Genomic DNA, 23,512 nt, shown 5'->3' on the forward strand with positions numbered 1-23,512 from the left:
TCCTTTGTGACTGCTGTCGGTTGAGACGTCATTTCTCACTCTCAGACGCGAGAAAAACGTCCAGATAGTGCCAGCAATACCGGCTCAACCTTTAAGCTAATCATGCCCTGGGCAGGGATCTCAGTTGCCGGGCGGGGATCCGCCCGGCGGAACATTACGCCTGACGCTTATCTTCCGTATTGGTATCGAAGTCGCTCGCCGCGTGGCGCTCGTGGAGCTGCTCGTTCAGCTCGCCGCTGGTGCGGTTAACGATACGGCCGCGCTTAACGGCATGGCGATTCGCCACGTCTTTCGCCCAGCGCTGGACGTTAGTGTACTTCCCGGCGTCGAGGAACTCGGCGGCGTTATACACGCTGCCCAGCGCCACGCAGCCGAACCACGGCCAGATGGCGATATCCGCGATGGTGTACTCTTCACCCGCCACGTAGCGGCCGCGCGCCAGCTGTTTATCCAGCACGTCGAACAGGCGCTTGGCTTCCATGGTGAAGCGGTCAATCGCGTACTCAATTTTCACCGGGGCATAGTTGTAGAAGTGGCCAAAACCGCCGCCGAGGAACGGCGCCGCGCCCTGCAGCCAGAACAGCCAGTTCAGGGTCTCGGTACGTCCCGCCGGATCTTTCGGCAGGAAGTGACCGAATTTCTCTGCCAGGTAGAGCAGGATATTGCCGGACTCAAACACGCGCGTTGGCGGGTTCGTGGAGTGGTCGCGAAGCGCCGGTATTTTCGAGTTCGGGTTCACGTCTACAAACCCGCTGGAGAACTGATCGCCCTCGCCGATGCGGATCAACCATGCGTCGTACTCGGCGCCCGTCACGCCCAGCGCCAGCAGCTCTTCAAGCATGATCGTCACTTTCTGACCGTTCGGTGTCCCGAGAGAGTATAGCTGCAGCGGGTGGGAGCCCACGGGCAAATCCTTCTCATGGGTCGCGCCGGAAATCGGGCGGTTGATGTTGGCGAACGCGCCGCCGCCGTTCTTTTTCCATTCCCACACTTTTGGTGGCTGATACGTGTTGTCTGACATGTTGGCCTGCCTTTTGAGTGATGTGTTGAGGCAGTGTAGCAGGAGATTTATGAAGCGTTTAACGAACTGAGCGTAATCGATCTGCCGCTATTCCTTCAGGCGCTTATATATATCAAATCCGGCATAAGCTTAATCGAAAATCGCATTTTCATAATTAATGCGTAAACCGATAAAGCTGAATATGATGCTTCAACATAAATAAAAGATGCAGTAATAAACACTTTATAAGGCAAGGAGTTAGTCAGATGCGCAAGCTTCTGTTATCGGCGGTGGTGGTTTCGCTCGCGTTAGGCCTGGCTGGCTGTGATGATGCGAAAAATAAAGAGACAAACAGTGCGGCTGCGGCAAAAAACGACGCGCCAAAAGAGGGCGGTTCGCTAATTATTGGAATTACCTCCGGCGACCCGTTAGCCGTTAATCCGCTCTATGCCAGCGACCGTACGACGTTAACGATCATGCAGGCGCTCTATGCCCCGCTGTACAGCTTTAATAACGGCAACATTGAGTGGGGCCTGGCGGAAAGCCTGACGCCTTCCGCCGACAACCTGAGCTATACCCTGACGTTAAAACCCAACCTCAAATGGCAGGACGGCCAGCCGCTGACGGCGGACGACGTGGTCTTTACCTTCAATAAGCTGCTGGATGCCAAACAGCACAGCTTCTTCCGCAGCATGTTCACCTACGGCGGCAAGCCTGTTGAGGTGAGCAAGGTGGATGAGCGCACCGTTAAGTTCACCTTACCGCAGGTCAGCGCCGCCTTTACCGGCACCCTGGTACAGATCTACCCGATTCCGCAGCACGTGTTCGCCGGTGAAGGCGACCTGGAAAAGAGCACCAAAAACGATGCGCCGGTAGGCTCCGGGCCGTTCAAATTTAAGGAGTATCGCGCCGGGCAGTATTACGCCCTGACCCGTTTTGACGATTACTGGAACGGCAAAGCGAAGCTTGATTCGGTCACCTATCGTTTCGCCAAAGACAGCAACGCCGCCAACCTTGCGCTGCAAAATGGGGAAATCAACCTCAAGATGGTTGACCCGCAGGACGTGAACCGCCTGAAAAATACCGGTAAGTTTGACTTCGTGGTCTATCCGGAAGGCCGTCTGGCCTATATGACGTTCAACCAGAACGTGCCGGTGATGAAGAGCAAAGCGCTGCGCCAGGCCATCGCGTATGCCATCAACAAGGACGAGCTCACCCAGACCGCGTTTACCTCGCTGGACTACGCTAAACCGGCGACCTCGTTCCTGACGCCGGATACGCTTTACAAGACGGATGACGTTGAACAGTACAAATTCGATCTGCAAAAAGCCAAAGACCTGCTGAAGACGTCCGGCGCGCCGGACAACCTCAAGCTGCGCCTGGCGTATGTGAACACCAACAAAACCCAGGAGAGCATGGCGCTCTATATTCAGCAGGCGCTGAAGGGCATTGGGGTGAACGTGGAGCTGATGCCGCTGGACTCCAACGCCATGTCTCAGCGCAGCCTCGATATGAACAACACCGCGTGGGAGCTGAACCTCGGCGGCTACATCATGGGCTCAGAGCCGGACGGTTACAAATCGCTGTTCATGAGCAACGAAGCCTATAATTACGCGCACTACAAAAACCCGCAGTTTGATGCGCTGTGGGATAAAGGCGCAGTGGAAACCGACGCCGCGAAACGTGCCGATATCTACAAGCAAATTCAGCAGACCGTGGCGAGCGACATGACCTACTATCCGATTGCCTACACCAATGCGACCGTCGCGGTGGACAAGCGCTTCGGCGGCACCCAGGAGGCAGAGCCGAAACCGGTCTATCTGTTCCAGGATCTGTCAAAAATCTATCAGAAATAAGTGATTGCCCCGGCCGTCAGGTCGGGGCCTTGGTAAGGGCATGTCGTGAACACACTCCTCACGCGTCGGCTGCTGCAATTGCTGCCGATGCTGTTCTTTATTTCACTGGTGGCGTTTCTGCTGGTCAAGCTCGCGCCCGGCGATCCGGTGGCGGCGTACATTACGCCGCGCATGGCCCCGGAAGATATCGAGCGTATTCGCCAGAGCCTGGGGCTGGATAAGCCGCTGGTCACGCAGTACGTCCTGTGGCTGAAAAACGTCCTGCAGGGCGATCTCGGCTATTCGCTGATCTACCACCGCCCGGTGCTGGAGATGATCGGCGAACGCATTCCGGCCACGCTGGGGCTGATGGGCGCGTCGCTGCTGATGGCGATCGTGCTGGCGATCCCGCTGGGGCTGCTGGCGGGGGCATTTAAGCACCGCTGGCTGGATCATCTGCTCAATTTATTCGCCTATATCGGCATCTCGGTACCGATTTTCTGGTTCGGCATTTTGCTCATCACCGTTTTTGCCGTGCAGCTTAACTGGTTCCCCAGCATGGGGATGCGCACCATCGGCATGGAGGACAACGGGCTGGATCTGCTGCGTCACGGCGTGCTGCCGTGTATTGCCCTCACGTTCTACAACCTCTCCAGCTACGTGCGCTACATCCGCTCCAACACCATCTCGCAGCTCTCCGCTGACTACGTGCAGACCCAGCTTGCCTACGGCGCCACGCGTTCCAGTATTCTGTTCCGCCACGTGCTGAAAAACGTGCTGCTGCCGGTGATCACCCTGTTCGGCCTGTCGTTCGGCGAGCTGATTGTGGGGGCCTATGTGACGGAAAGCGTCTTCTCCTGGCCGGGGATGGGGCTGCTCGGGATCCAGTCGATCGCCTCGCTGGACTACCCGCTGATTATGGCGATCATCATGCTCTCGTCGATGATGCTGATCGTCGGTAACCTGATCGCCGACGTGCTTTATCGCTTCGCCGATCCACGCATTCGTACGCTGAGGTAACCCGGATGAGCAGCCGCTGGCAGCAGGTTCGTCACCAGCTGCGCCGCAACCGTCCGGCGCAGTTCTCTCTGTTTGTGCTTTTTATTTTTGTTGTCGCCGCGCTCTGTGCGGGCTTAAGCCCGTACGATCCGGATCGGATGGCGCTCGGCGCGCGCACGCTGCCGCCGGATGCCGCGCACTGGTTTGGCACCGACGAGTATGGCCGCGACTACTTCACCCGCGCGCTGTATGGCGGCCAGATCTCCCTGATGGTCGGTTTTCTCGCCATGCTTTTTTCCACGCTGATCGGCACGGTGGTGGGAACGGTGAGCGGCTATTTTGGCGGCTGGCTGGATAACCTGATGATGCGCGCCGTGGATATCCTGATGGCCATTCCGGCCTTCTTCCTGCTGCTGGTGGTGAATGCTTACCTTAAGCCGGGCGTGGATAATATCATTCTGATTATCAGCCTCCTGACGTGGATGAACATGTCGCGTCTGGTGCGTGCTGAAACCCTGTCGGTGAAAGAGCGCGAGTACGTGCTTTATGCCCGCGCGTCGGGAGAGCATCCGCTGCGCATTATCGCGCGCCACATCATTCCCGGCGTGCTGCCGACCATTATCGTGGCGGCCACGCTCAATATCGCCTCGGCCATTCTGATGGAGTCAACGCTCAGCTTCTTAGGGCTGGGCGTGCAGGCGCCCGCGGCGTCGTGGGGAAGCATGCTTAACAACGCGCAGTCTTATATTGGCGAAGCGTCGTGGCTGGCGATGTTCCCCGGCATTCTGATCCTGCTGACGGTGTTCAGCTTTAACGTGCTGGGCGATGTGTTCCGTACCGCCTTTGAGCCTGGAGCGAATCGCGATGAGTAACTTATTAGCGCTTGAGAACCTGCAAACCACGTTCCGCACCCGCGAGGGCGAGGTTCACGCGGTGCGTGGCGTGAGCTTTCAGGTTCAGCCGGGGGAACTCGTCGGCATCGTCGGCGAATCGGGCTGCGGGAAAAGCGTCACCTGTAAGTCGATTATCCAGCTTCTGGGGAGCAACGGACGGATAACCGGCGGCAGCATCCGCTTCCAGAATGAGGATCTGGCGCAGAAAACGCCCGCGCAGATGCGCACCATTCGCGGCAACGAGATCGCGATGATTTTTCAGGATCCGATGACCGCCCTGAACCCGGTGTTGACCATCGGCAAGCAGATGTCTGAGATCCTGATGCGCAACAAAGGGCTGGCCAAAAAAGCGGCCAAAGCGGCGGCGATCGCCATGCTGGAACAGGTAGGCATTGCCGAGGCGGAACGTCGATACGACCAGTATCCCCACGAGTTCAGCGGCGGGATGCGCCAGCGGGTGATGATCGCCATTGCGCTCTCCTGCAACCCGAAGCTTCTTATTGCCGATGAGCCGACCACCGCGCTGGACGTGACCATTCAGGCGCAGATCCTGCGCCTGCTGAAAAGTCTGCAACAGCAGACCCGGACCGCGATTTTGCTGATCACTCACGATCTCGGCGTGGTGGCGCAGGTCTGCAGCCGCGTGGTGGTGATGTACGGCGGGCTGGTGATGGAGGAGGGCAGCGTGGAGGACATTTTTTATCGCCCTGCGCATCCTTACACCCAGGGGCTGCTGGCCTCGCTGCCGCGTCCGGATGAGGTCAATCAGCGTTTATCGCCGATTGAAGGTTCGCCGCCCGGCCTGCTTAACCCGCCGCCGGGATGTCCGTTCGCGGAACGCTGTCCGAAGCGCATGCCCCAGTGTGAACGACAGCCCGCCTTTTACATCGCCGGAGAGGGCCATCGCGCCGCCTGCTGGCTATGGGCCGATAAGGAGATTCAGGCATGAATGAACAACAGGCGCCATTAGTGAGCGTGCGCGATCTGCGCAAGCACTATCCGCTTAGCGGCGGTTTGCTGCGTAAAGGCGTGGCCGTGAAGGCGGTTGACGGCGTGAGCTTTGATATCCAGCCCGGCGAGACGTTTGGCCTGGTGGGGGAGTCCGGCTGCGGAAAATCCACCCTCGGGCGCGCCATCCTGCGTCTTTTTGATATCACCTCGGGCGAGATCCACTTTGCCGGGCAGGCGATCGCGCACGCCCGCGAAAGAGAGCTCAAGCCGCTGCGCAAGCGGATGCAGGCGATTTTTCAGGATCCTTACTCCTCGCTCAACCCCGGAATGACGGTGCGACAGCTGGTGGCCGAGCCGATGCAGATCCACGGCTACAGCCGCGAAGAACAGCGGGAACGTACGGAAACGCTGCTCTACAAAGTGGGGCTGAAGCACGAACACCTTGAACGGTTCCCGCATGAGTTCAGCGGCGGTCAGCGTCAGCGGATCAGTATCGCCCGCGCGTTGTCCGTGCATCCTGAATTTGTGCTGTGCGATGAGCCGCTCTCGGCGCTGGACGTTTCGGTGCAGGCGCAGGTGGTGAATATTTTGCAGGATCTGCAGCAGGAGCTGGGGCTAACCTACCTGTTCATCGCCCACGATCTCTCCATGGTGCGCCATATCTCCAGCCGCATTGGGGTGATGTATCTGGGTAAACTGGTGGAGGTGGCCCCGGCGAATGAACTGTACCAGCGTCCGGCGCACCCTTACACCCGCGCGCTGCTGGCGGCGGTTCCCCAGCCCGATCCGCGCATCCGCAATCTCGAAGACGCCACCCTGCGCGGCGACATTCCAGGCCCCACGTCCGCGCTGCCGGGCTGTAAGTTCTGCAGCCGCTGCCCGCACGCCATGCCGGTGTGCCAGACGCAGGAACCTGCCATGCAGGAGATTGCACCCGGGCATTTCGCGGCGTGCTGGCTGTTTAAGATTTGAGCCTTAAACGTGTCGGGTGGCGCTTCGCTTACCCGACCTACAGGGTTTTGTGTTTTGTAGGCCGGATAAGGCGCAGCCGCCACCCGGCATGACCGGCGGCACAACGCTATCCCAACACCCGCTTCGCCCACCGATGTTGTGAATTTTAGTCATTGTTGCGACGAATAATTGTCCACGCAGGTGTATGATAAATCCACCTCTGTCAGGTTAATTACAACGTGCAGACGACGACAACCCATAAAAAATTGCCGCCTGCCTGTTTTAGGTTGGATACATGCGTAAAGGAAAGTTAAGCAGTGATGCGCCATTTGGGACATTGTTAGGCTATGCGCCCGGTGGCGTGGCGATTTACTCTTCAAATTACGGCAGTCTGGACCCGCGCAGCTACCCGCAAGACGCGGATTTCCGCAGCTATATCGGCAACGAATACATGGGCCACAAGTGGCAGTGCGTTGAGTTTGCCCGCCGTTTCCTGTTCCTCAACTATGGCTTTGTGTTTACCGACGTCGGCATGGCGTGGGAAATCTTCTCCCTGCGCTTTTTGCGCCAGGTAGTGAACGATAACATTCTGCCCCTTCAGGCTTTTGCCAACGGCTCAAAACGCGCGCCGCGCGCCGGGGCGCTGCTGATCTGGCAAAAGGGCGGCGAGTTTCACGAGACCGGCCACGTGGCGGTGATCACCCAGCTTCTGGACGATAAGGTACGTATTGCGGAGCAGAACGTGATTCACTCCCCGCTGCCGCTCGGGCAGCAGTGGACGCGCGAGTTGCGTCTGAGCGTGGAGAACGGGTGTTATACGATCCATGACACCTTCAACGACACGGAAATTCTCGGCTGGATGATCCAGACCGACGACACGGCACACAGCATTCCCCAGCCGGAAATCGACGGCGAACTGCTGAAAATCAGCGGCGCGCGGCTGAAAAACAAACGTCAGTTCGACGGAAAATGGCTTAACGAAAATGACGCGCTGCAGCAGGCGTATATCCGCGCCAACGGCCATGTGATCAACAAAGATCCCTGCCAGTTCTTCACCATTACCGAAAGCGCCGAGCAGGAGCTGATAAAGGCCACCAACGAACTGCACCTGATGTACCTGCACGCGACGGACAAGGTGCTGAAAGACGACAGCCTGCTGGCGCTTTTCGACATCCCGAAAATCCTCTGGCCGCGCCTGCGGCTCTCCTGGCAGTGGCGTCGCCACCATATGATCACCGGTCGTATGGATTTCTGCATGGATGAGCGCGGCATTAAGGTCTACGAGTACAACGCCGACTCCGCCTCCTGTCATACCGAGGGTGGGCTGATTCTCGAAGAGTGGGTGAAAAACGGCTATCGCGGAAACGGGCATAACCCGGCGGAAGGGCTGCTGGAAGAGCTGACCGGCGCCTGGAAGCACAGCCACGCGCGGCCGTTCGTCCACATCATGCAGGACAACGATGTCGAAGAGGACTATCACGCGCTCTTTATTCAGCGTTCGCTGATGCAGGCCGGGTTCGAAACCAAAATCCTGCACGGTCTGGAGGCGCTCAGCTGGGATACCGCCGGGCAGCTGATTGACGACGAAGGTCGCCACGTCAACTGCGTGTGGAAAACCTGGGCGTGGGAAACGGCGATAGAGCAGATCCGCGAGGTCAGCGAAACCGAATACGCCGCCGTGCCGATCCGCACCGGACATCCCGAGGGCGAGGTGCGCCTGATTGACGTCCTGCTGCGCCCGGAGGTGCTGGTCTTCGAACCGCTGTGGACCGTTATTCCCGGCAACAAGGCGATTCTCCCGGTACTGTGGCAGTTGTTCCCGAATCACCGTTACCTGCTCGACACCGATTTTGAGGTTAACGATCTGCTGAAGCAGACCGGCTATGCGGTCAAGCCGATTGCCGGCCGCTGCGGCAGCAATATCGATCTCATCAGCGCTCAGGACGAACTGCTGGATAAATCCAGCGGCAAGTTTGTCGACCGCAAGAATATCTACCAGCAGCTGTGGTGCCTGCCGAAGGTCGACGGCAAGTACATACAGGTCTGCACCTTCACCGTGGGCGGGAACTACGGCGGAACCTGTCTGCGCGGCGATGACTCGCTGGTGGTGAAGAAAGAGAGCGATATCGAGCCGCTGATTGTGGTGAAGGACTCGCTATAAAAATCCCCCCGCAGGGCTGAGGGTTGCCTACAAAATAATGCCTGCACTGACGGCCCCCTCTCCCTTGAGGGAGAGGGCTGGGGTGAGGGGGAACATACGGCTCAGGTCACGTTATGTTCCTTGCTACAAAATACTGTGGTTCCCTCAGCCCGCAGGGTCTCCTGCGGGGGCTTTTTGTTACTGCTCTTCCTCTTCCTGCTGCTCGTTGATCTTCAGATCGATGATGCGGCCAATCTGGTCATGATACACCGTCAGCAGGTTGTACTGGCTCATCTCGGAGATGATCTGCGGTGAAACATTAAAGCTGCGGGCCAGCTCCTCCTGGTGAAAATAACCCGGCTGACGCCGTCTCACGTGGGCGCGGCGGCGGTTGTACTGATACCACAAAATCAGCAGCCAGCCGTTGAGCGCGGCGAACAGCAAATAGATCAACACCGTATTAAAGGACGCAATAATCACGCCCCAGCGGTGGTCGCTCTCATCGGTTAGCTGCATCCAGAGCCGGGCATACAGGAAAAACAGAAATCCTCCCCACGCCACCAGCGTCAACGCGGCATCGAAAAGACGCGGCAAGAGCCGATGCTCGGTCAAAATTAAGGTATTTTCGTTCATTAAATGCTCCCTTTTCCCCGGTCCGGACTGATCCAGCGCGCGCGGGCGCGCTGGCGTTTAAGCATGACTTTTGGAAATGCGACGAGGGTGGTGAAGAGGCCAATCATCCAGTACACCATCGGGAACCAGATCACCCAGAAAAGCGAGCTGGCCACTTTTCGTTCATAGCGCCGCTCGATGTACAAGCTGACCAGGAACTGCAGCAGGCACATCACGCCTAGCAGCAGCCCGGTAAACTCCGGTGGAAAAAGGCTCTCCACGGTCAGCCTGGCGGGAACAGGCGCGACATGGCTGAGGAGGAACAGCAGCACCGTCATCGCATACGCGAAGGCCCACAGCGTTGACAGCGCGTACTCCAGAAACAGCGGCCACATGCGGTGATGCTCCCAGCGCACAATCCTGCGCAGGTTGACCAGAAACACCTCCGCGCCTCCCTGGGCCCACCGCAGACGCTGTTTCCACAGGCCCCTCAGCGTCTCCGGCATCAGGATCCAGCACAGCGCCCGCGGCTCAAAAAAGATATCCCAGTGGCGCAGCTGGAGCTTCCAGCTGATGTCGATGTCTTCGGTGATCATGTCCGGACTCCAGTACCCGACGTCCGCCAGCGCCTGTCGGCGAAAGGCGGCGATGACGCCGGAGACGGTAAAGACCCGGCCATAGATCCGCTGCGTCCGCTTGATGAGCCCAATGATGGAGGAGAACTCGCCCACCTGAATGCGGCCAATCAGCGTGGAGCGCGTGCGAATGCGCGGGTTCCCGGTGACCGCCCCAACGTGGGGGTACTGAATCAGCGGGGCCACCAGATAAGCGGCAGTGTCGCGATCGAGCAGGGCGTCGCCGTCAATGCAGACCAGCAGATCGCCCCGGGCCGCAGCCGCCCCGGCTTTGAGCGCCAGCGCTTTCCCCTGGTTCTCCGCGAGGTTAATCACCCGCAGGCGCGGCTGTTCCTGCGCCAGCGCCTGCAATACCTCCGCGGTGTTGTCAGAAGATCCGTCGTTGATGGCGATAACTTCTATATTTTCATACCGCTGATCCAGCGCGGCGCTGATGGTCTCCCGGGCATTTCGTCCCTCGTTGAAGCAGGGGATAAGAATGGAGATGAGCGGCTCACCGGCGAGCGTCGGGGCGGGCGTGTCTTTATCCCACGACCAGTGGCGTTCAAGCTGATACCAGAAATAGAGGCCGCCGGTTATCCAGAGCACCGACATGAACAGCGGCCAGAAGAACACAAAATCCAGAATCAGTTCGCCGGTAAAGAGGGCGGCCACGCCTAACGGCAACCCGAATACCAGACATAAAATAGAGAAGGCGATAATGCGATCAGTCATTGTCAGGATACCAGTACGAAGAAAATTCAGGCCTGATGCGTGAGATATCAGGTTGATTGTTAAGGAAGTCGTCGGGGTAGTAACCGTAGTTTTTGACGCCGTTCAGCTGGAGCACGCGCATCCATTGCGCAAGCTGGCTGTCGGGCACGGCGCGCTGCGGTTTCTGGTCCCAGTCCCTGGCCTGCAGCTCGAAAATGGTTTTATCAAGCGCGCCGGGGCGTGCGGCGACCGCGTTAACCAGACGCGTCAGCCAGGCATCGCTCTCGTCTGCCGGAACGGACTCCATCAGCGGCATGGCCATCGGCACCGTCCAGTCATACTCCGCCAGAAAATCATCAAGATTCTGTGCGAACCACGCCTCGCTTTCCGGCTGCAGAATGGGTAAGGCGAACATGTTGCGCGCGGTTTTTATCTGCGGGCCACGGATATGCTTCACCGCCAGGCTCAGGGCGTGGGTAAACCCGATAAGCGTCTGGCTTTTCTGACGCGTGGTGTTCTGACCGGCATCGTCCACGTTCGTCAGCGCCGCATCGTCATGGAATAAAATCCCGTTGAAGCTGGCATAGCGGGCCAGATCTTCATAGATGTCCGTCACCTGCTGGCGCACCTGCGGGTCCCACGGGGAAAGCCGGATGTAAGGCTCGGTGGCTTCTTGCAGCTGGCCGGTTTGACGCTCCCGACGCTGCACGCGCGGCAGGGAAGGATCGAGATCGAACGAGAGCACCGGCATCCACGCGAAGACTTTTACCCCCGCGCGGGTTTGCAGCTGCCAGGCAACAAAATTAAAGAGATCGGCCCGGACCGGCAGCCGACGGTTGGGGAAATAGAGCGCCTTGATCCTGCCGTCACCCTGCGGGTCGGCAAACGCCTGCAGGAAAACATGGCTGATTTTCATGTCATAGACACGCTGGATCAGCCTGTTGATGTTTTGGGTCTGCTGGGCCGGATCGGGATCGTAAACGTAGTCGAGATCGACGTGCATGACGCGCACGGGATCGCGCTCCTGAACCTGGCTGACCGTACTGGCAAACGCCTTGAGCGAGGGATTTCCGGCGATCAGCAGGCGGGGGATATTGCCCAGATCCTGCACATTTCCCAGCCCGTCCTCAAGGGTGAAGGCCAGCCGGTAACCCTGCTGTCTGGCGATAGCGAGTGAGGTACCGCTGGCGGCGCCGTAGGGCCAGACCCAGGCGCGCGGCGCTTTGCCCGTCACCTGCGTTATTTTTTCAGTCACTTTGCGAACGTCATCCCCGATCCGCTGGCTGAACTGCCGATCGGTTTCATAGCGGCCCGTGGTTTTGTCATAAAAGCGGTTGGCGATGGCCGGTTCCCGGCTGCCCTGCGGGTTGGCCGGAATGCCGTAATGCGAGGCCCAGGTATGCGATCCGATCTCAATCAGCGGGGAGTGGCTGAGCTCGCGCACCATGTCCCACGTCGCGAAGCGCTCGCGGGGTGTCATCAGGCCGCCGAAGTTAACTTTTTGATTTGCCGGCGTATCCACCCAGCTGCCCACCGGCGCCCACAGTGCAGGAACGTTCCATGCCTGAAGCAGCGGCCAGACGCGGGTGTAAAAGCTGCTGTAGCCGTCGTCAAAGCTGAGCAGAACGGCTTTTGGCGGCAGCGTTTTTTTCCCGTCATGCGCGTCAAGAATGTCCTGCACGCTGATGGCGTGATAGCCGTTGTGCAGAAGCCAGCTTATCTGCTCGTTTAACGCGCTGGTGCGAACGGAGAGGTAGCGCTGATCGGCTGCATCGTCTTCGACGTCGTGGTAGGCCAGGACCAGAAACTGGTTCTCCGGCCAGGGTTTACTCGCCTCCAGCTGCGGCCGATCTTTGGGCGCAATGAACGAGATCGCCTTCGCGCAGACGCTCGCGCTGAGGCAGAGCCAGCCGAGGAGTATCAGGCTCACGGAAAAACGTGTGTTCAGCATATTCATCCTTAAAAGCGTAAAGTCGCGTCAAACGTGACGGAGAGGTTGCTCTCGCGTTTGCCGTCGTAAGGGCGTTTATCCCAGTTCAGCATCACGCCGGTATCAATGACGTTGTTCCACTGGACGCGCTGTCCGTAACCCAGCAGGGCGATGGCGCCAGCGGACTGATTTTTCTGCCAGTAGCTGCCCCCTCCCGCCACAAACTGCTGGCTCCAGAGGGTGTCGTAATGGCGGTACATCTCATGGTCAACGGCCAGGGCCGCCGTCACGGACAGATCCCGCGCCGGGTTGTAGTAGAGCGTGTCCCGCAGGCTGTTTTTGCTGGCGGCGATCCCCGGCTCGAGATCCAGCGTCAGGGACGGTGTCTGCCAGAGACGCTCCTTGCCCGTGAGGGTGTATTCCTGGCGACGGTTATGGTCGGAGAAGCGGCTGAGGGCGGCGCTGAACTGATACTCGCGCCGCTCGTTTTGATACCAGCGCACCCCACCTTCACCCCGGTTGGCGCTAATTCCGTTGCGTAACGCCCGAAGGGGCGTGGTGCGCGACAGGCGTTCCAGGCTGCCGCTGACCTGCCAGCTATCGGTCACAAAATACGTTGTTGCGAGGCGAGCGCCCGGCTTGTTTTCACCGTGATAGCGGTTGCTGGAAAGCTCGGCTTCGAGCTGGAGGTCGCGCGGTCGCCACTCGACGCCGCCCAAAAGGTGACGGCTGGTGCCTTTGCCCTCATCGAAATTACTCTGCGCATAGCGGGTGCCTGCAAACAGCCGCCAGCTGTCCGCTACGGGTGGGCCATAGAGTGTGGCGTCCCAGCTCAGGTCGTGCGTCCCGCTGACGGGGCTATCGGAGTGCAAACCCTTGCTCGCGTTGAGGCGCAGTTCGGACATGTGGTGGACCGTTCTGAGCCTGTCGAGACGCCTGGCGCTGCGATCGGCGGGCGCGCGAGCCAGCACGTCGTCGGCCAGTAAATCCATCTGTCGCCACTCCTGAAGATCCATCGCGACGTAGGCCTGCTGCTGCTCCAGCTCTGTATTGGACGGCTCCAGCGCCTCCGCCGTTTTCAGCTTTTGCTCGGCCGCGCGCGGCAGGCCCCGAGCCTGAAGCAGGGTGGCGTAGTCAATCTGTAACCCCTGATTGCCCGGCGCCGTTGTCGCCAGACGGTGCGCCAGCGTTTCGGCTTCCGGCAGGGCGTTCGTCGCCAGCAAATAGTTAAAGCGGAGCGATTGTCCGGTAAGCCACCGATCGTTCGGCTGAGGGGTAGGGGAGCCGAAATCGTAGCGGGTCCACGGGACGTTGTGGGTCTGGCGCTCAGCATATCGGCGGGCGGATTGATAATCTCCCGTATCCAGCCAGGCGTAGAAAAGCGCATGCTCTTCGTCCTGCGGGTCGGAAGCGTATTGCGGATAGCGGTGCAGAAGCGCGAAGGCGGCGGCCGCGTTTTTCTCCTGCAGATACGCGGAGATGACCCAGCCGATTGCCCAGCCCGGCACCGGATGCTGGGCTGCCGTAAGATCCTGATATTCGCTAATCACCTGTGGGTAATCAGCATGGGCGTACAGCGCGCCAAGCCTGTCGATACGCGCAAGGACGACGTCTTCCGCCGCCTGCGGATCTTTTTGCCAGCGAGCAAGCAGAGCGTCGTAACGATTCAGCGCAGATTGCGCAAGCTGCAGGCGCTCCTTTTCCGTTCTGCCAGGCACATCGGCAAGGCGAACCCGTTCGGCGGCGGCATTACGCTCAAGACGACGACGCTCCGCGGGAGACAGCGTCACGCTTTGTGAAAGCTGGAGCGCGGGGGTGTTCACCCGGCTATCCGTTAGCGCGTCGATCAGCTCGCTGAGGAGCGCTTTATTCTCCGGTGCGATATTCAGCGCGCGGGTGTCTGCCAGAAGCCGATCCCAGCTTTTTCCCTGACGTAACCAGACATACGAGAGCGTCTGGAGATGTGCCTGAGAGGGATTTTCCGCTACCAGCCGTCGGGCTTCCTGCAGGGCAAGCGTGTCCATGCGGGCATCGGCCAGGGTTTTGATATAGCCGATACGATAATCATCGTTATCCGGCGCAAGGCTACTCGCCTCTTTCCAGCGCGCCAGGGCCGGCTGCCACGCTTTTTTATTCCGCCAGGACTGTGCGACGGCAGCAACGCCGCGGGCGGGCAGCGGCATATAAATGCCGTAACGCTGCCAGACCTGAATAACCTCGTCATCATGACCTGCCCAGGACGCAACCTGTAACCAGTCCGCAACGTTTTCTGGCGTCAGGGCATGCTGCTGCTGATAACGATGAAGATAATCGAGAAACGGCGTGTAATTACCGTTACGCGCCTGTTGAATCTGTTGCTCATAAACGGATTCAGTCGCCTGAGCCAGAACAGGAAAGAGGAATAACAGAAACAATAATGTTGGGGCGCGATAAAAGAATAACGTATTGAAGCGAAGCGATCTTTCCATATCTATTTGCCATTTGTTTATCATGAATCCATTGCATAACACGGCCGCCTTTAAACTCAGCGTTAAAGGCCATAAATGAGAACATTAAATCTTAATGCAGTGATGTTACGGGGTACTTACCTAAAGGTAATTATGGATCCTTATCTCAGTGGACTGGGTGAAAGCTAATGTACACCTGATATGTTGCCGGATAAATATGTTGAAAAGCCGCTGTGTCGTTTTGAGATAATTCTGGGTTGAGCGCTTTGTGACGTTTTTATTGAATTAGGTGTTTATTTTTAACTTATTGAAATTAATGTGTTTTGTTTTTATGTCGACAGCTTTTTATATATTTTTAATGGGGTTTGCCTGCCTCAATTAAAGTACTTTCTGGTGCATGTTTGGGAAGTTTCATGACAAAAACTCTTAATGTTTAGAGAAGTGACTTTTCTGCGATTGTTTTTTATTTATAATTAATGGCAGCCATTGAATGATAGTCTACAGGAAGTCTTACTCATCAATGTCTGTATTGAGGGATGTCCAAAGCCAGAATACATTTATCGTTAATATAACAGCGCTATAAAACGAAGGCGGCCTTCTTTGCGAGGGATCGTGCTTGCTTTAATCTAAAAGGGATGGTTAGTGGCAACTTCAATTGTTTTAGTGACTCAGGATCGCTACCTTGTCAGAGGGATGCGGATATTTTTCCCGGATATTATTCTGCTCGACTCGATTGACAGAAACATATTTGATAACGGTGCAGATGAATATTCTGTATTGATTGATAGTCGTTCTCCGCTCCGTTTATATGATTACCTGATACGCCATCCGGCCAGAACGAAAAAAACAATCTGCTGCGTTATGCTCGATATGCGACACCGCGAGGAGAATCTGCTCAGTATGAAGTTATTTATGAACACGTCGCTGACCGCGCCGGATATGGCCTCACTGTTTAATCTGGTGCTCAATATGAAGGGCAGGCGCCTGACCACGAAGTGGCTGCTTAATTTACGGCTTAGCACGCACGAAGCGATCATGCTGCGGCTGCTGAGGGCAGGGATGCCGATGGAAGCCATCGCCGATGAGCTGAATACGTCGGTGAAAAGCCTCTATCGCAAACGCACGGCGCTCTCGGAACGCCTGGGGGCGGAGAACTTCAACGAGGCGTGTTTGTTTATCTTTAAAAACAAACTGCTGGACGCAGGTGGGAACGATCCCTAGGAGGGGGGAGAAACCAAAAGCATAGAACTGACTTGCGGGCGGTATTCTGAGTTTTAAGAAAACTGGACGGTGACGACATCCTTGTTTTAGCTATGGATTTACTCTGGCTCAAAACGAGAGAAAGGGCGTTGTAATGGACACGGTTGAAGAGACTGGTTGGAAATTTTTCTGATGCTACATGATGAGCAAGAATTGTTAGATTACCTCACTGAGAATTACAGTGACCGTAAATCTCCGGCAAAGAAAGAATGGACCTTCCAGGTGATTTCTCATACCTGAGTTCGACGGTTTCCATAGGGTTTTCGTTAGGGTTATCGCCTGTAGTCATCGCAGGTGAAATCAACACTATCCTGACGTCTTCAGGCAACATGTTGAAATACTCTTCTTCAAGGCCAGAGTAATTTATCCGATACCACTTTATCTCAGCTGATGACAGGTTTTGACCTGTCGCAACAGCTTTGTACAGGTATGGGCTTGGAACAATCGAATTCCTTAATGACCAACATAGTCGAGTACAGTCGCGCCCATCGCTTTCTACTCCCTGCGCGTGCCCGTTCAGCACGTCGATTCCCTGACAGGCAGGCGCTAAGCAGGATTATTTCTTTGACGGGCATGGGAGATACCTTTGATAAGGTGCGTGGTAACGCGCTTATCTCGATACCGGCGGATATAAGGTGGCAGAAAATGAGCGGGTGGCGGTTGGATTTTGGGGGAGAGGAAACGCGTATTATAATGAAAAACGAATAGTATCTTCTGCTCTTCAACCCCGTTTATGAACTGCCAGAGGCTAAGCCATGTGTTTTATCCTGAGCGGGTGATACCAGAAGGAGACTCCTGGAAGTGATTGAAAAATTTAAAAGGACGTTAGAAATGAATAAATATCTGTCTGGTCTGTGTGTTGTTTCTTTTTTTTATTTTTCTTCAATAGGTTACGCGCACTCTGCGGATCTAAATAAAGTTCAGGTTAGTATCAAACCCAGCAGCGGTAATTTAGGATATATCCCGGTAATTTCTGATGCAGATGAAATCGAGCCTTCTGATTTCAGAGCGTCGGATCTACAGGAGATGCAGAATAGCCTGAGTAAGATGAAGTCCGACAACCGCAAAGTCGATGAGCTAACTCAGAAGGTTTTACAGCTTGAGAGAAAGAATTCTGAGCAGGAGAGTAAGATCGAGCGATTGCAAAAAAGCCTTGATGACATGAAGCGGAACAACGACAACCTTTCAAATCAGGTCAGCAATTTATCCGGCAAAATTAAGTGATAAAAAAGAGCCACCGCCTGTATTAACTTACCGGGCTATTAGCGTAAGCGTGCCTGCATTAAAGCCACGCTTATCAGCGCCCAGAAATCGGCCGTAGCCACATAGCAAAAACCCAGCCATAGGCTGGGTTTTCTAAATAGTGGTGCCCGGACTCGGAATCGAACCAAGGACACGGGGATTTTCAATCCCCTGCTCTACCGACTGAGCTATCCGGGCAACGGGGCGCATTAAACCCGATCTGCCCCGTGGCGTCAACGAAAAATGTTGTTTTCGTTACAGACTGCGCAATCTCTCACCATTTCGCCGTATCCTTAAGCAAAAAAGTGCGTCCAGAGCGCAGAGAGCGGCATGGCGAGCAGCAGTGCGGGCAGCATGTTCACCACGGCAAACATCTTGATTCCACAGATGCGCAGCCCGGTAGCCAGCAGCAGCAGGCCGCCGACGGCGGTAAAGTCTGCCATCATCGCCGGCGTGGTGAGCGGGAGAATCAACGTGGCGCAGGTGGCGAGTGCGAGCTGGATAAGCAGCATCGGGATGCAAATCACCGCCACGGCGACGCCAAGGGTAGTGGCGAAAATGGTGGCGGTGAAGAAATCAAGGAACGCTTTCGCAATCAATATGCTTGGGTCGCCCGTCATCCCCTCCTGCATCGAACCGAAAATCCCGGTGCCGCTGGCGCAAAACAGAATGATGATGGCGACATAGTTTTGAATAAACGACTCGTGCGTGCCGTGTTTCGCCTTGCCGCCCGGTCGGGCAATCAGGTTTTTGGCTTTACTCACCGCGCTGTTGATGCCTTTTTCCAGATAGCAGAACTCGCCAATAAGCGCGCCGAGCAGGGTGGCCAGCACCATCACCGGCAGGTTGGCGCATTTGATGACTAAAAGAATACCGATCCCTAACGATGCCAGGCCGAATATTGAGGGCATGGAGGTGCGAATACGCTCCGGCAGCCGCTGGCTCAGCACGGCGCCGAGTACGCCGCCCAGCAATACGGCGCCTGCGTTAATAAATGGCCCGATAACCAAAGTTAACTCCTGTTATTTAATCATTGATATTGCATTATTATGGCACGGCAGGGCTGCGCGGGCCTTAGCTTTGGTTGATTTCGTGCATACTGATTCCTTCTTGCACCTCAAAATAAAAGGTGACATTATTGCGCGAATTTTCTCCTCCCTGTCTCACCGCCCGGTGAGGGTAACTGCGCCTATGAAAACCATGAAAATTGCCGTCAGCCGCGAGCTGGCCTCCACCGTGTCTACCCACCGCGAAAAGGTGACGCTGGACAGCACTGATTTTACCGATGTGGCGGCCGTCGTCATCACAACAGCTGAAAGTCGCAGCGGCATTCTTGCACTGCTGAAACGCACGGGCTTCCAGCTACCGGTGTTTATTTTCTCGCAGGAGCCAACGGACGTACCTGACGGCGCCACCGCGGTCATCTCGGGTAAAGCTCAGGAGTTTCTGGAACTGGAGAGCGCTGCCAGCCGTTACGAAGAGAACCTGCTGCCGCCCTTTTTTGACACCCTGAGCCAGTATGTGGAGATGGGCAACAGCACTTTCGCCTGTCCGGGCCACCAGCACGGGGCCTTTTTCAAAAAGCATCCGGCAGGGCGACAGTTCTATGATTTCTTCGGTGAGAACGTGTTTCGCGCCGACATGTGCAACGCCGACGTGAAGCTGGGCGATCTGCTGATCCACGAAGGGTCCGCCAAGCACGCGCAAAAGTTCGCGGCGAAAGTGTTCAACGCGGACAAAACCTACTTCGTGCTGAACGGCACGTCAGCGGCCAACAAGGTAGTGACCAACGCGCTGCTGACCCGCGGCGACCTGGTGCTGTTCGACCGCAATAACCATAAATCTAACCACCACGGGGCGCTGATCCAGGCGGGCGCCACGCCGGTTTATCTTGAGGCCGCGCGTAACCCGTTTGGCTTTATTGGCGGGATTGACGACCACTGCTTTGACGATGGATATCTTAGGGAGCTGATCCGCGAGACGGCGCCGGAGAAAGCCGACGAGGCGCGTCCGTTCCGCCTGGCGATCATTCAGCTCGGCACCTACGATGGGACGATCTACAACGCCCGTCAGGTGATCGACAAGATCGGCCATCTGTGCGACTACATCCTCTTTGACTCCGCCTGGGTGGGCTACGAGCAATTTATTCCGATGATGGCGGCAACGTCCCCGCTGTTGCTGGAGCTGAACGAGAACGATCCGGGAATTTTCGTGACCCAGTCGGTGCATAAACAGCAGGCCGGGTTCTCGCAAACGTCGCAGATCCATAAAAAGGATAACCACATCCGCGGCCAGGCGCGTTTCTGCCCGCACAAGCGGCTGAACAACGCCTTTATGCTGCATGCCTCCACCAGCCCGTTTTACCCGCTGTTCGCGGCGCTGGATGTGAATGCCAAGATCCATGAAGGTGAAAGCGGACGCAGGCTCTGGGCGGAGTGCGTCGAGCTGGGGATTGAGGCGCGCAAGGCGATCATTGCGAACTGTCATATGATCAAACCGTTTATCCCGCCGGTGGTGGCGGGGCGGCCGTGGCAGGACCATCCGACGCACGCTATCGCCAGCGAGCTGCGCTTCTTCAGCTTTGAGCCGGGGGCCAAATGGCACGGGTTTGAGGGCTATGCCCGCGAGCAGTATTTTGTCGACCCGTGCAAGCTCCTGCTGACCACGCCGGGTATCGATGCCGAAACCGGGGAGTACACGGATTTCGGGATCCCGGCGACGATTCTGGCACACTACCTCCGCGAAAACGGCATCGTGCCGGAGAAATGCGACCTCAATTCGATCCTGTTCCTGCTGACGCCTGCCGAAAGCAGCGAGAAGCTGGCGCAGCTGGTGGCGATGCTGGGCCAGTTTGAACAGCATATTGAAGACGACACGCCGCTGGCGGACGTGCTGCCGACGATCTTCCAGAAATACCCGGTGCGCTACCGGGATTACACCCTTCGCCAGCTGTGCCAGGAGATGCACGATCTCTACGTCAGCTTTGACGTCAAGGATCTGCAGAAAGCGATGTTCCGCAAGGAGAGCCTGCCAGAGGTGGTAATGAACCCGCAGGATGCAAACCGGGCCTATATTCGCGGAGAGGTGGAGCTGGTTCGCATACGGGATGCCGCAGGGCGCATTGCTGCCGAAGGGGCGCTGCCCTATCCGCCGGGCGTGCTGTGCGTGGTGCCGGGTGAAGTCTGGGGCGGGGCAGTACAGCGTTACTTCCTGGCGCTGGAGGAGGGCGTCAACCTGCTGCCGGGCTTCTCGCCGGAGCTGCAGGGAGTTTACAGCGAGAAGGATGCCGACGGGATTAAGCGGCTGTATGGGTATGTATTAAGGTAGCCCCTCTCTCGAACGTAGGCCGGGTAAGCGTCAGCGCCACCCGGCGATTTGCCCGGTGGCGCAAGCTTACCGGGCCTACAATACTGCGTCAGGCTTCCGCGCGGCGGTACATCCTCCTCGGATGCCCAATCTTGCCGTACAGCATCTCCACCGTCAGAAAACCCGCCTCTACGCAGTGTTCCAGATAGCGCCGGGTGGTGGTTTTGCTTAATCCCGTTTCGCTCACCACCTCATCCACGGTAAAGCAGTGCGTTGCCTTGTCGTTGAACAGCGTCTGCACCCGCGCAAGCGTATTTTCCTCAATGCCTTTACTGCCGTTGTCCAGGCGGTAGTTTTTCGCCTGGAGCTGATAGAGCGAATCCACGTTCTGCTGGTCGACAATTTTCCAGACGCGCTGCTGTTCTGCAAACTGCACGAACCGCTCCAGCGACTGGCTGAGCCGCTTCCAGGAGACGGGTTTGAGGATGTAGTCGAACGCGCCGTTGCGAATCGCCTGGCTGCAGGTGTCCATATCGCTGGCGGCAGTAATAAAAATCACCGAGCAGTTGGCGCGGGCCAGCATGGGGTTATTGATCAGCGAGATGCCTTTACCGTCCGGCAGGTAGTTATCCAGCAGCATCAGCTGCGGCTGTTTGCTTTCAAGCTCTGCCTGGGCCGCAGCCAGCGACGAGGCAATGCCTACCAGCCTCAGACGCGGGTGTTTGCCTATCAGCTCCGCATGCAGTTGCGCCAGTTCGTTCTCGTCTTCAACAATCAGTACGTCGATAAGTTCATGTTGCATAGTCGGTGTCTTCCAGTTGCCGGGCGGTTCCCGTGGCCGGGATAAACAAGGAGAAAATGGCGCCGCGCGGGGTATTATCGGCAACTTCTATCGCGCCGCCAGCCTGTGTGACGTAGCTTTCGATCAGATACAGGCCAATCCCATGATCGCCGCGCGTTTTGGTGGTGATGCCGCGTTCAAAGATCCGGTCACGGATCGCCGGTGTAATGCCAACGCCCTGGTCGGCGACTTCAATAATCAGCTCCTGTTCGCTGAGTTTGATCAGCACTTCTACCGGCGCGTGGGGAAGCGGCGACCGCTGTGTCGCTTCGATGGCGTTATCCAGCAGGTTGCCAATAATTGAAATCAGCTCTTGCTCCCCAAGGGGCAGGAAGGGTCTGTCCAGCCGACAGCCCGGGTCGAAACAAAGCTCGACGCCTTTCTCCCGAGCACGCGCGGCTTTCCCCAGCAGCAGGCCGCACAGGGTCGGTGAACTGAAGCGCGAAGAGATAAAGTCCAGTAGCTCCTGGGCATGTTCCGACTGCGCCTGAATGTAGCCAATGGCTTCCTCGTAGCGGCCCATGTGCAGCAGGCCGGAGAGGGTGGTCATCCTGTTTAACTGCTCGTGGCGCATGATGCGCAGGTTATCGACATAGCGTTTTACCTGGCTGAGCTGGGCGCTCAGCGAGTCGATCTCGTTGCGATCGCGGAAGGTGATCACCCAGCCCTGCAGCGACCCATCAAGCATGATGTGCACCCGGCTGGCAATCACCGTGAGATCGTTAAAACGGCAAATCTCGTCATGGGTATCTTTCGCCAGCATCGTCTGCGTGTCGAAGAACGGGACCGGATCGATCACCTGGCTTATCAGCTGTCCGCGCAGCTCGCGGGCCGGCTGGCTCAGACCCAGCAGCTTGCGCGCCGCCTGGTTGATGACTTCAATCCGCCGCCGATCGTCAATGGCAATCACCCCTTCATAAATAGATTCCATCATCGCCTTCTGCTGGCGCACCAGCAGGCCGATCTCGCGCGGCTCAAGGGAGAAGATCTGCTTTTTGATACTGCGGGTAAAGAACCAGGAGAAGATAAAGAGAGCGATCAGCAGCAGCACGGCGGCAATCAGGATATTGACTACCTTACTGACGGTAATGGTATCAAGATAGCTGGTCAGATAGCCTACCGAAACGATGCCGACCACCTGTCCGGCAGCGTTAAAGATGGGGGCTTTACTGCGCAGCGAAATGCCCAGCCCGCCTTTGCGGATGGTGGTGGTGCTTTTACCCTGCAATACGGCTTCATTGTCTCCGCCCACCAGGGTAGTGCCCACTCTGTCGGCAAAGACGGAGTGAAAAAGATGCTGCCCTTTATTATCACCAATCACAATAAAGCTGGCGTCACTGTGCGCAGAAATCTTCTGCATAAAATCATGGATGGCGGAGATATTCTTTTGTTCAACTTCATTACGCAATGTCGGAATAAGCGCAATCTCTTCAGCCTGTATTTTGGCACGCGTACTCATTTCCTGATAAAGCTGTTTCCCGACGTCGGCATAATAATATCCGCCCAGCAGCGCGAAAAGCACTGAGAAAAAGGCAACCAGCGAAATAAACAACTTGATCTGGAAAGAGACTTTCATAACTATCACGCGAGGTAGCAGCAAAGATCGCCAATATATCATCTTTTTTCGCGCTGACGCCCGCTTTGCCGAAAACTTGTGATCCCTTGCACAGCGGGCGCTGTAAAAGAGTTATCCTGAAGGCTAACGTGCTTCGGGCTGCCCGAACAAATGTTATTTGTTTGTTCAATTCGGAAAAGAAACCATAAAAACCACGGCAAT

The 23,512-nt window shown here is 56.8% G+C and carries 17 protein-coding genes, 1 tRNA gene and 1 pseudogene; 9 read left to right on the plus strand and 10 right to left on the minus strand.

Annotated elements, in window-relative coordinates; genetic code table 11:
• Nucleotides 1–154 precede the first annotated feature (154 nt).
• Nucleotides 155–1,021: a glutathione-dependent disulfide-bond oxidoreductase gene (gene yghU, locus P346_RS10320; protein ID WP_032659984.1), complete on the minus strand. Its 867-nt coding sequence runs from the start codon at nucleotides 1,019–1,021 to the stop codon at nucleotides 155–157.
• Between the two features lie 245 nt (nucleotides 1,022–1,266).
• On the opposite strand from yghU, the gene P346_RS10315 reads away from it, so the two are divergent.
• The 6 genes from P346_RS10315 to gss all read left to right on the plus strand — a co-directional run bounded on the left by P346_RS10315 (nucleotide 1,267) and on the right by gss (nucleotide 8,790).
• Nucleotides 1,267–2,856: an ABC transporter substrate-binding protein gene (locus P346_RS10315; RefSeq protein ID WP_032659986.1), complete on the plus strand. Its 1,590-nt coding sequence runs from the start codon at nucleotides 1,267–1,269 to the stop codon at nucleotides 2,854–2,856.
• Nucleotides 2,857–2,901: 45 nt separating this feature from the next.
• Nucleotides 2,902–3,855, plus strand: coding sequence for an ABC transporter permease (locus P346_RS10310; RefSeq protein ID WP_010435561.1), 954 nt, complete (start codon nucleotides 2,902–2,904; stop codon nucleotides 3,853–3,855).
• Between the two features lie 5 nt (nucleotides 3,856–3,860).
• Entirely contained in the window at nucleotides 3,861–4,706 is an 846-nt protein-coding gene (locus P346_RS10305; RefSeq protein WP_032659988.1) for an ABC transporter permease, read from the plus strand.
• On the plus strand, nucleotides 4,699–5,676 hold the full coding sequence (locus tag P346_RS10300) for an ABC transporter ATP-binding protein (protein ID WP_032659990.1): 978 nt from the start codon (nucleotides 4,699–4,701) through the stop codon (nucleotides 5,674–5,676). Before P346_RS10305 ends, P346_RS10300 begins: the two co-directional genes overlap by 8 nt.
• Nucleotides 5,673–6,650 (plus strand): ABC transporter ATP-binding protein, encoded by a 978-nt coding sequence (locus tag P346_RS10295; RefSeq protein ID WP_032659991.1) that lies wholly within the window; start codon nucleotides 5,673–5,675, stop codon nucleotides 6,648–6,650. Before P346_RS10300 ends, P346_RS10295 begins: the two co-directional genes overlap by 4 nt.
• A gap of 274 nt (nucleotides 6,651–6,924) precedes the next feature.
• The gene (gss, locus tag P346_RS10290; protein ID WP_032659992.1) at nucleotides 6,925–8,790 is read left to right on the plus strand and encodes a bifunctional glutathionylspermidine amidase/synthase; all 1,866 of its coding nucleotides are present in this window, start codon (nucleotides 6,925–6,927) and stop codon (nucleotides 8,788–8,790) included.
• 177 nt (nucleotides 8,791–8,967) lie between these two features.
• Here the strand turns inward: gss and pgaD are convergent, their stop codons facing one another.
• Genes pgaD through pgaA form a run of 4 tightly spaced genes read right to left on the minus strand, consistent with a single transcriptional unit; the run spans nucleotide 8,968 to nucleotide 15,107 of the window.
• The gene (gene pgaD / locus P346_RS10285) at nucleotides 8,968–9,402 is read right to left on the minus strand and encodes a poly-beta-1,6-N-acetyl-D-glucosamine biosynthesis protein PgaD (protein ID WP_032659996.1); all 435 of its coding nucleotides are present in this window, start codon (nucleotides 9,400–9,402) and stop codon (nucleotides 8,968–8,970) included.
• Entirely contained in the window at nucleotides 9,402–10,730 is a 1,329-nt protein-coding gene (gene pgaC / locus P346_RS10280) for a poly-beta-1,6-N-acetyl-D-glucosamine synthase (RefSeq protein WP_032659998.1), read from the minus strand. The genes pgaD and pgaC overlap by 1 nt, the downstream gene beginning before the upstream one ends.
• Nucleotides 10,723–12,660: a poly-beta-1,6-N-acetyl-D-glucosamine N-deacetylase PgaB gene (gene pgaB / locus P346_RS10275; RefSeq protein WP_032660000.1), complete on the minus strand. Its 1,938-nt coding sequence runs from the start codon at nucleotides 12,658–12,660 to the stop codon at nucleotides 10,723–10,725. Before pgaB ends, pgaC begins: the two co-directional genes overlap by 8 nt.
• A gap of 8 nt (nucleotides 12,661–12,668) precedes the next feature.
• Nucleotides 12,669–15,107, minus strand: a complete 2,439-nt coding sequence (gene pgaA / locus P346_RS10270) for a poly-beta-1,6 N-acetyl-D-glucosamine export porin PgaA (RefSeq protein ID WP_032660002.1) — start codon at nucleotides 15,105–15,107, stop codon at nucleotides 12,669–12,671.
• Between the two features lie 672 nt (nucleotides 15,108–15,779).
• Between pgaA and P346_RS10265 the strand changes: the two genes are divergently transcribed.
• Nucleotides 15,780–16,307 carry a helix-turn-helix domain-containing protein gene (locus P346_RS10265; protein WP_045403948.1) on the plus strand — a complete coding sequence of 176 codons (528 nt, stop codon included), beginning with the start codon at nucleotides 15,780–15,782 and terminating at the stop codon, nucleotides 16,305–16,307.
• 265 nt (nucleotides 16,308–16,572) lie between these two features.
• Here P346_RS10265 and P346_RS23590 read toward each other — a convergent pair.
• Nucleotides 16,573–16,828: pseudogene (locus tag P346_RS23590) on the minus strand (Hcp family type VI secretion system effector); the annotation flags it as partial.
• 319 nt (nucleotides 16,829–17,147) lie between these two features.
• On the opposite strand from P346_RS23590, the gene P346_RS10260 reads away from it, so the two are divergent.
• Nucleotides 17,148–17,570 (plus strand): hemolysin XhlA family protein, encoded by a 423-nt coding sequence (locus tag P346_RS10260; RefSeq protein ID WP_238555285.1) that lies wholly within the window; start codon nucleotides 17,148–17,150, stop codon nucleotides 17,568–17,570.
• Between the two features lie 140 nt (nucleotides 17,571–17,710).
• On the opposite strand, the gene P346_RS10255 is transcribed toward P346_RS10260, so the two are convergent.
• Nucleotides 17,711–17,786: transfer RNA gene (locus tag P346_RS10255), tRNA-Phe, on the minus strand.
• Nucleotides 17,787–17,881: 95 nt separating this feature from the next.
• On the minus strand, nucleotides 17,882–18,598 hold the full coding sequence (locus tag P346_RS10250; RefSeq protein ID WP_032660011.1) for a DUF554 domain-containing protein: 717 nt from the start codon (nucleotides 18,596–18,598) through the stop codon (nucleotides 17,882–17,884).
• A gap of 181 nt (nucleotides 18,599–18,779) precedes the next feature.
• Between P346_RS10250 and P346_RS10245 the strand changes: the two genes are divergently transcribed.
• Nucleotides 18,780–20,915: an ornithine decarboxylase gene (locus P346_RS10245; protein ID WP_032660013.1), complete on the plus strand. Its 2,136-nt coding sequence runs from the start codon at nucleotides 18,780–18,782 to the stop codon at nucleotides 20,913–20,915.
• Nucleotides 20,916–21,003: 88 nt separating this feature from the next.
• Here the strand turns inward: P346_RS10245 and P346_RS10240 are convergent, their stop codons facing one another.
• Nucleotides 21,004–21,696 (minus strand): response regulator, encoded by a 693-nt coding sequence (locus P346_RS10240; RefSeq protein WP_032660015.1) that lies wholly within the window; start codon nucleotides 21,694–21,696, stop codon nucleotides 21,004–21,006.
• A complete protein-coding gene (locus P346_RS10235) occupies nucleotides 21,686–23,311 on the minus strand; it encodes an ATP-binding protein (RefSeq protein WP_032660018.1) in 1,626 nt (541 codons plus the stop codon). The genes P346_RS10240 and P346_RS10235 overlap by 11 nt, the downstream gene beginning before the upstream one ends.
• Nucleotides 23,312–23,512 lie beyond the last annotated feature (201 nt).

The sequence above is a fragment of the Enterobacter sp. DC1 genome (assembly GCF_000568075.1).
In the GTDB taxonomy this organism is placed as follows: Bacteria; Pseudomonadota; Gammaproteobacteria; order Enterobacterales; family Enterobacteriaceae; genus Enterobacter; species Enterobacter asburiae.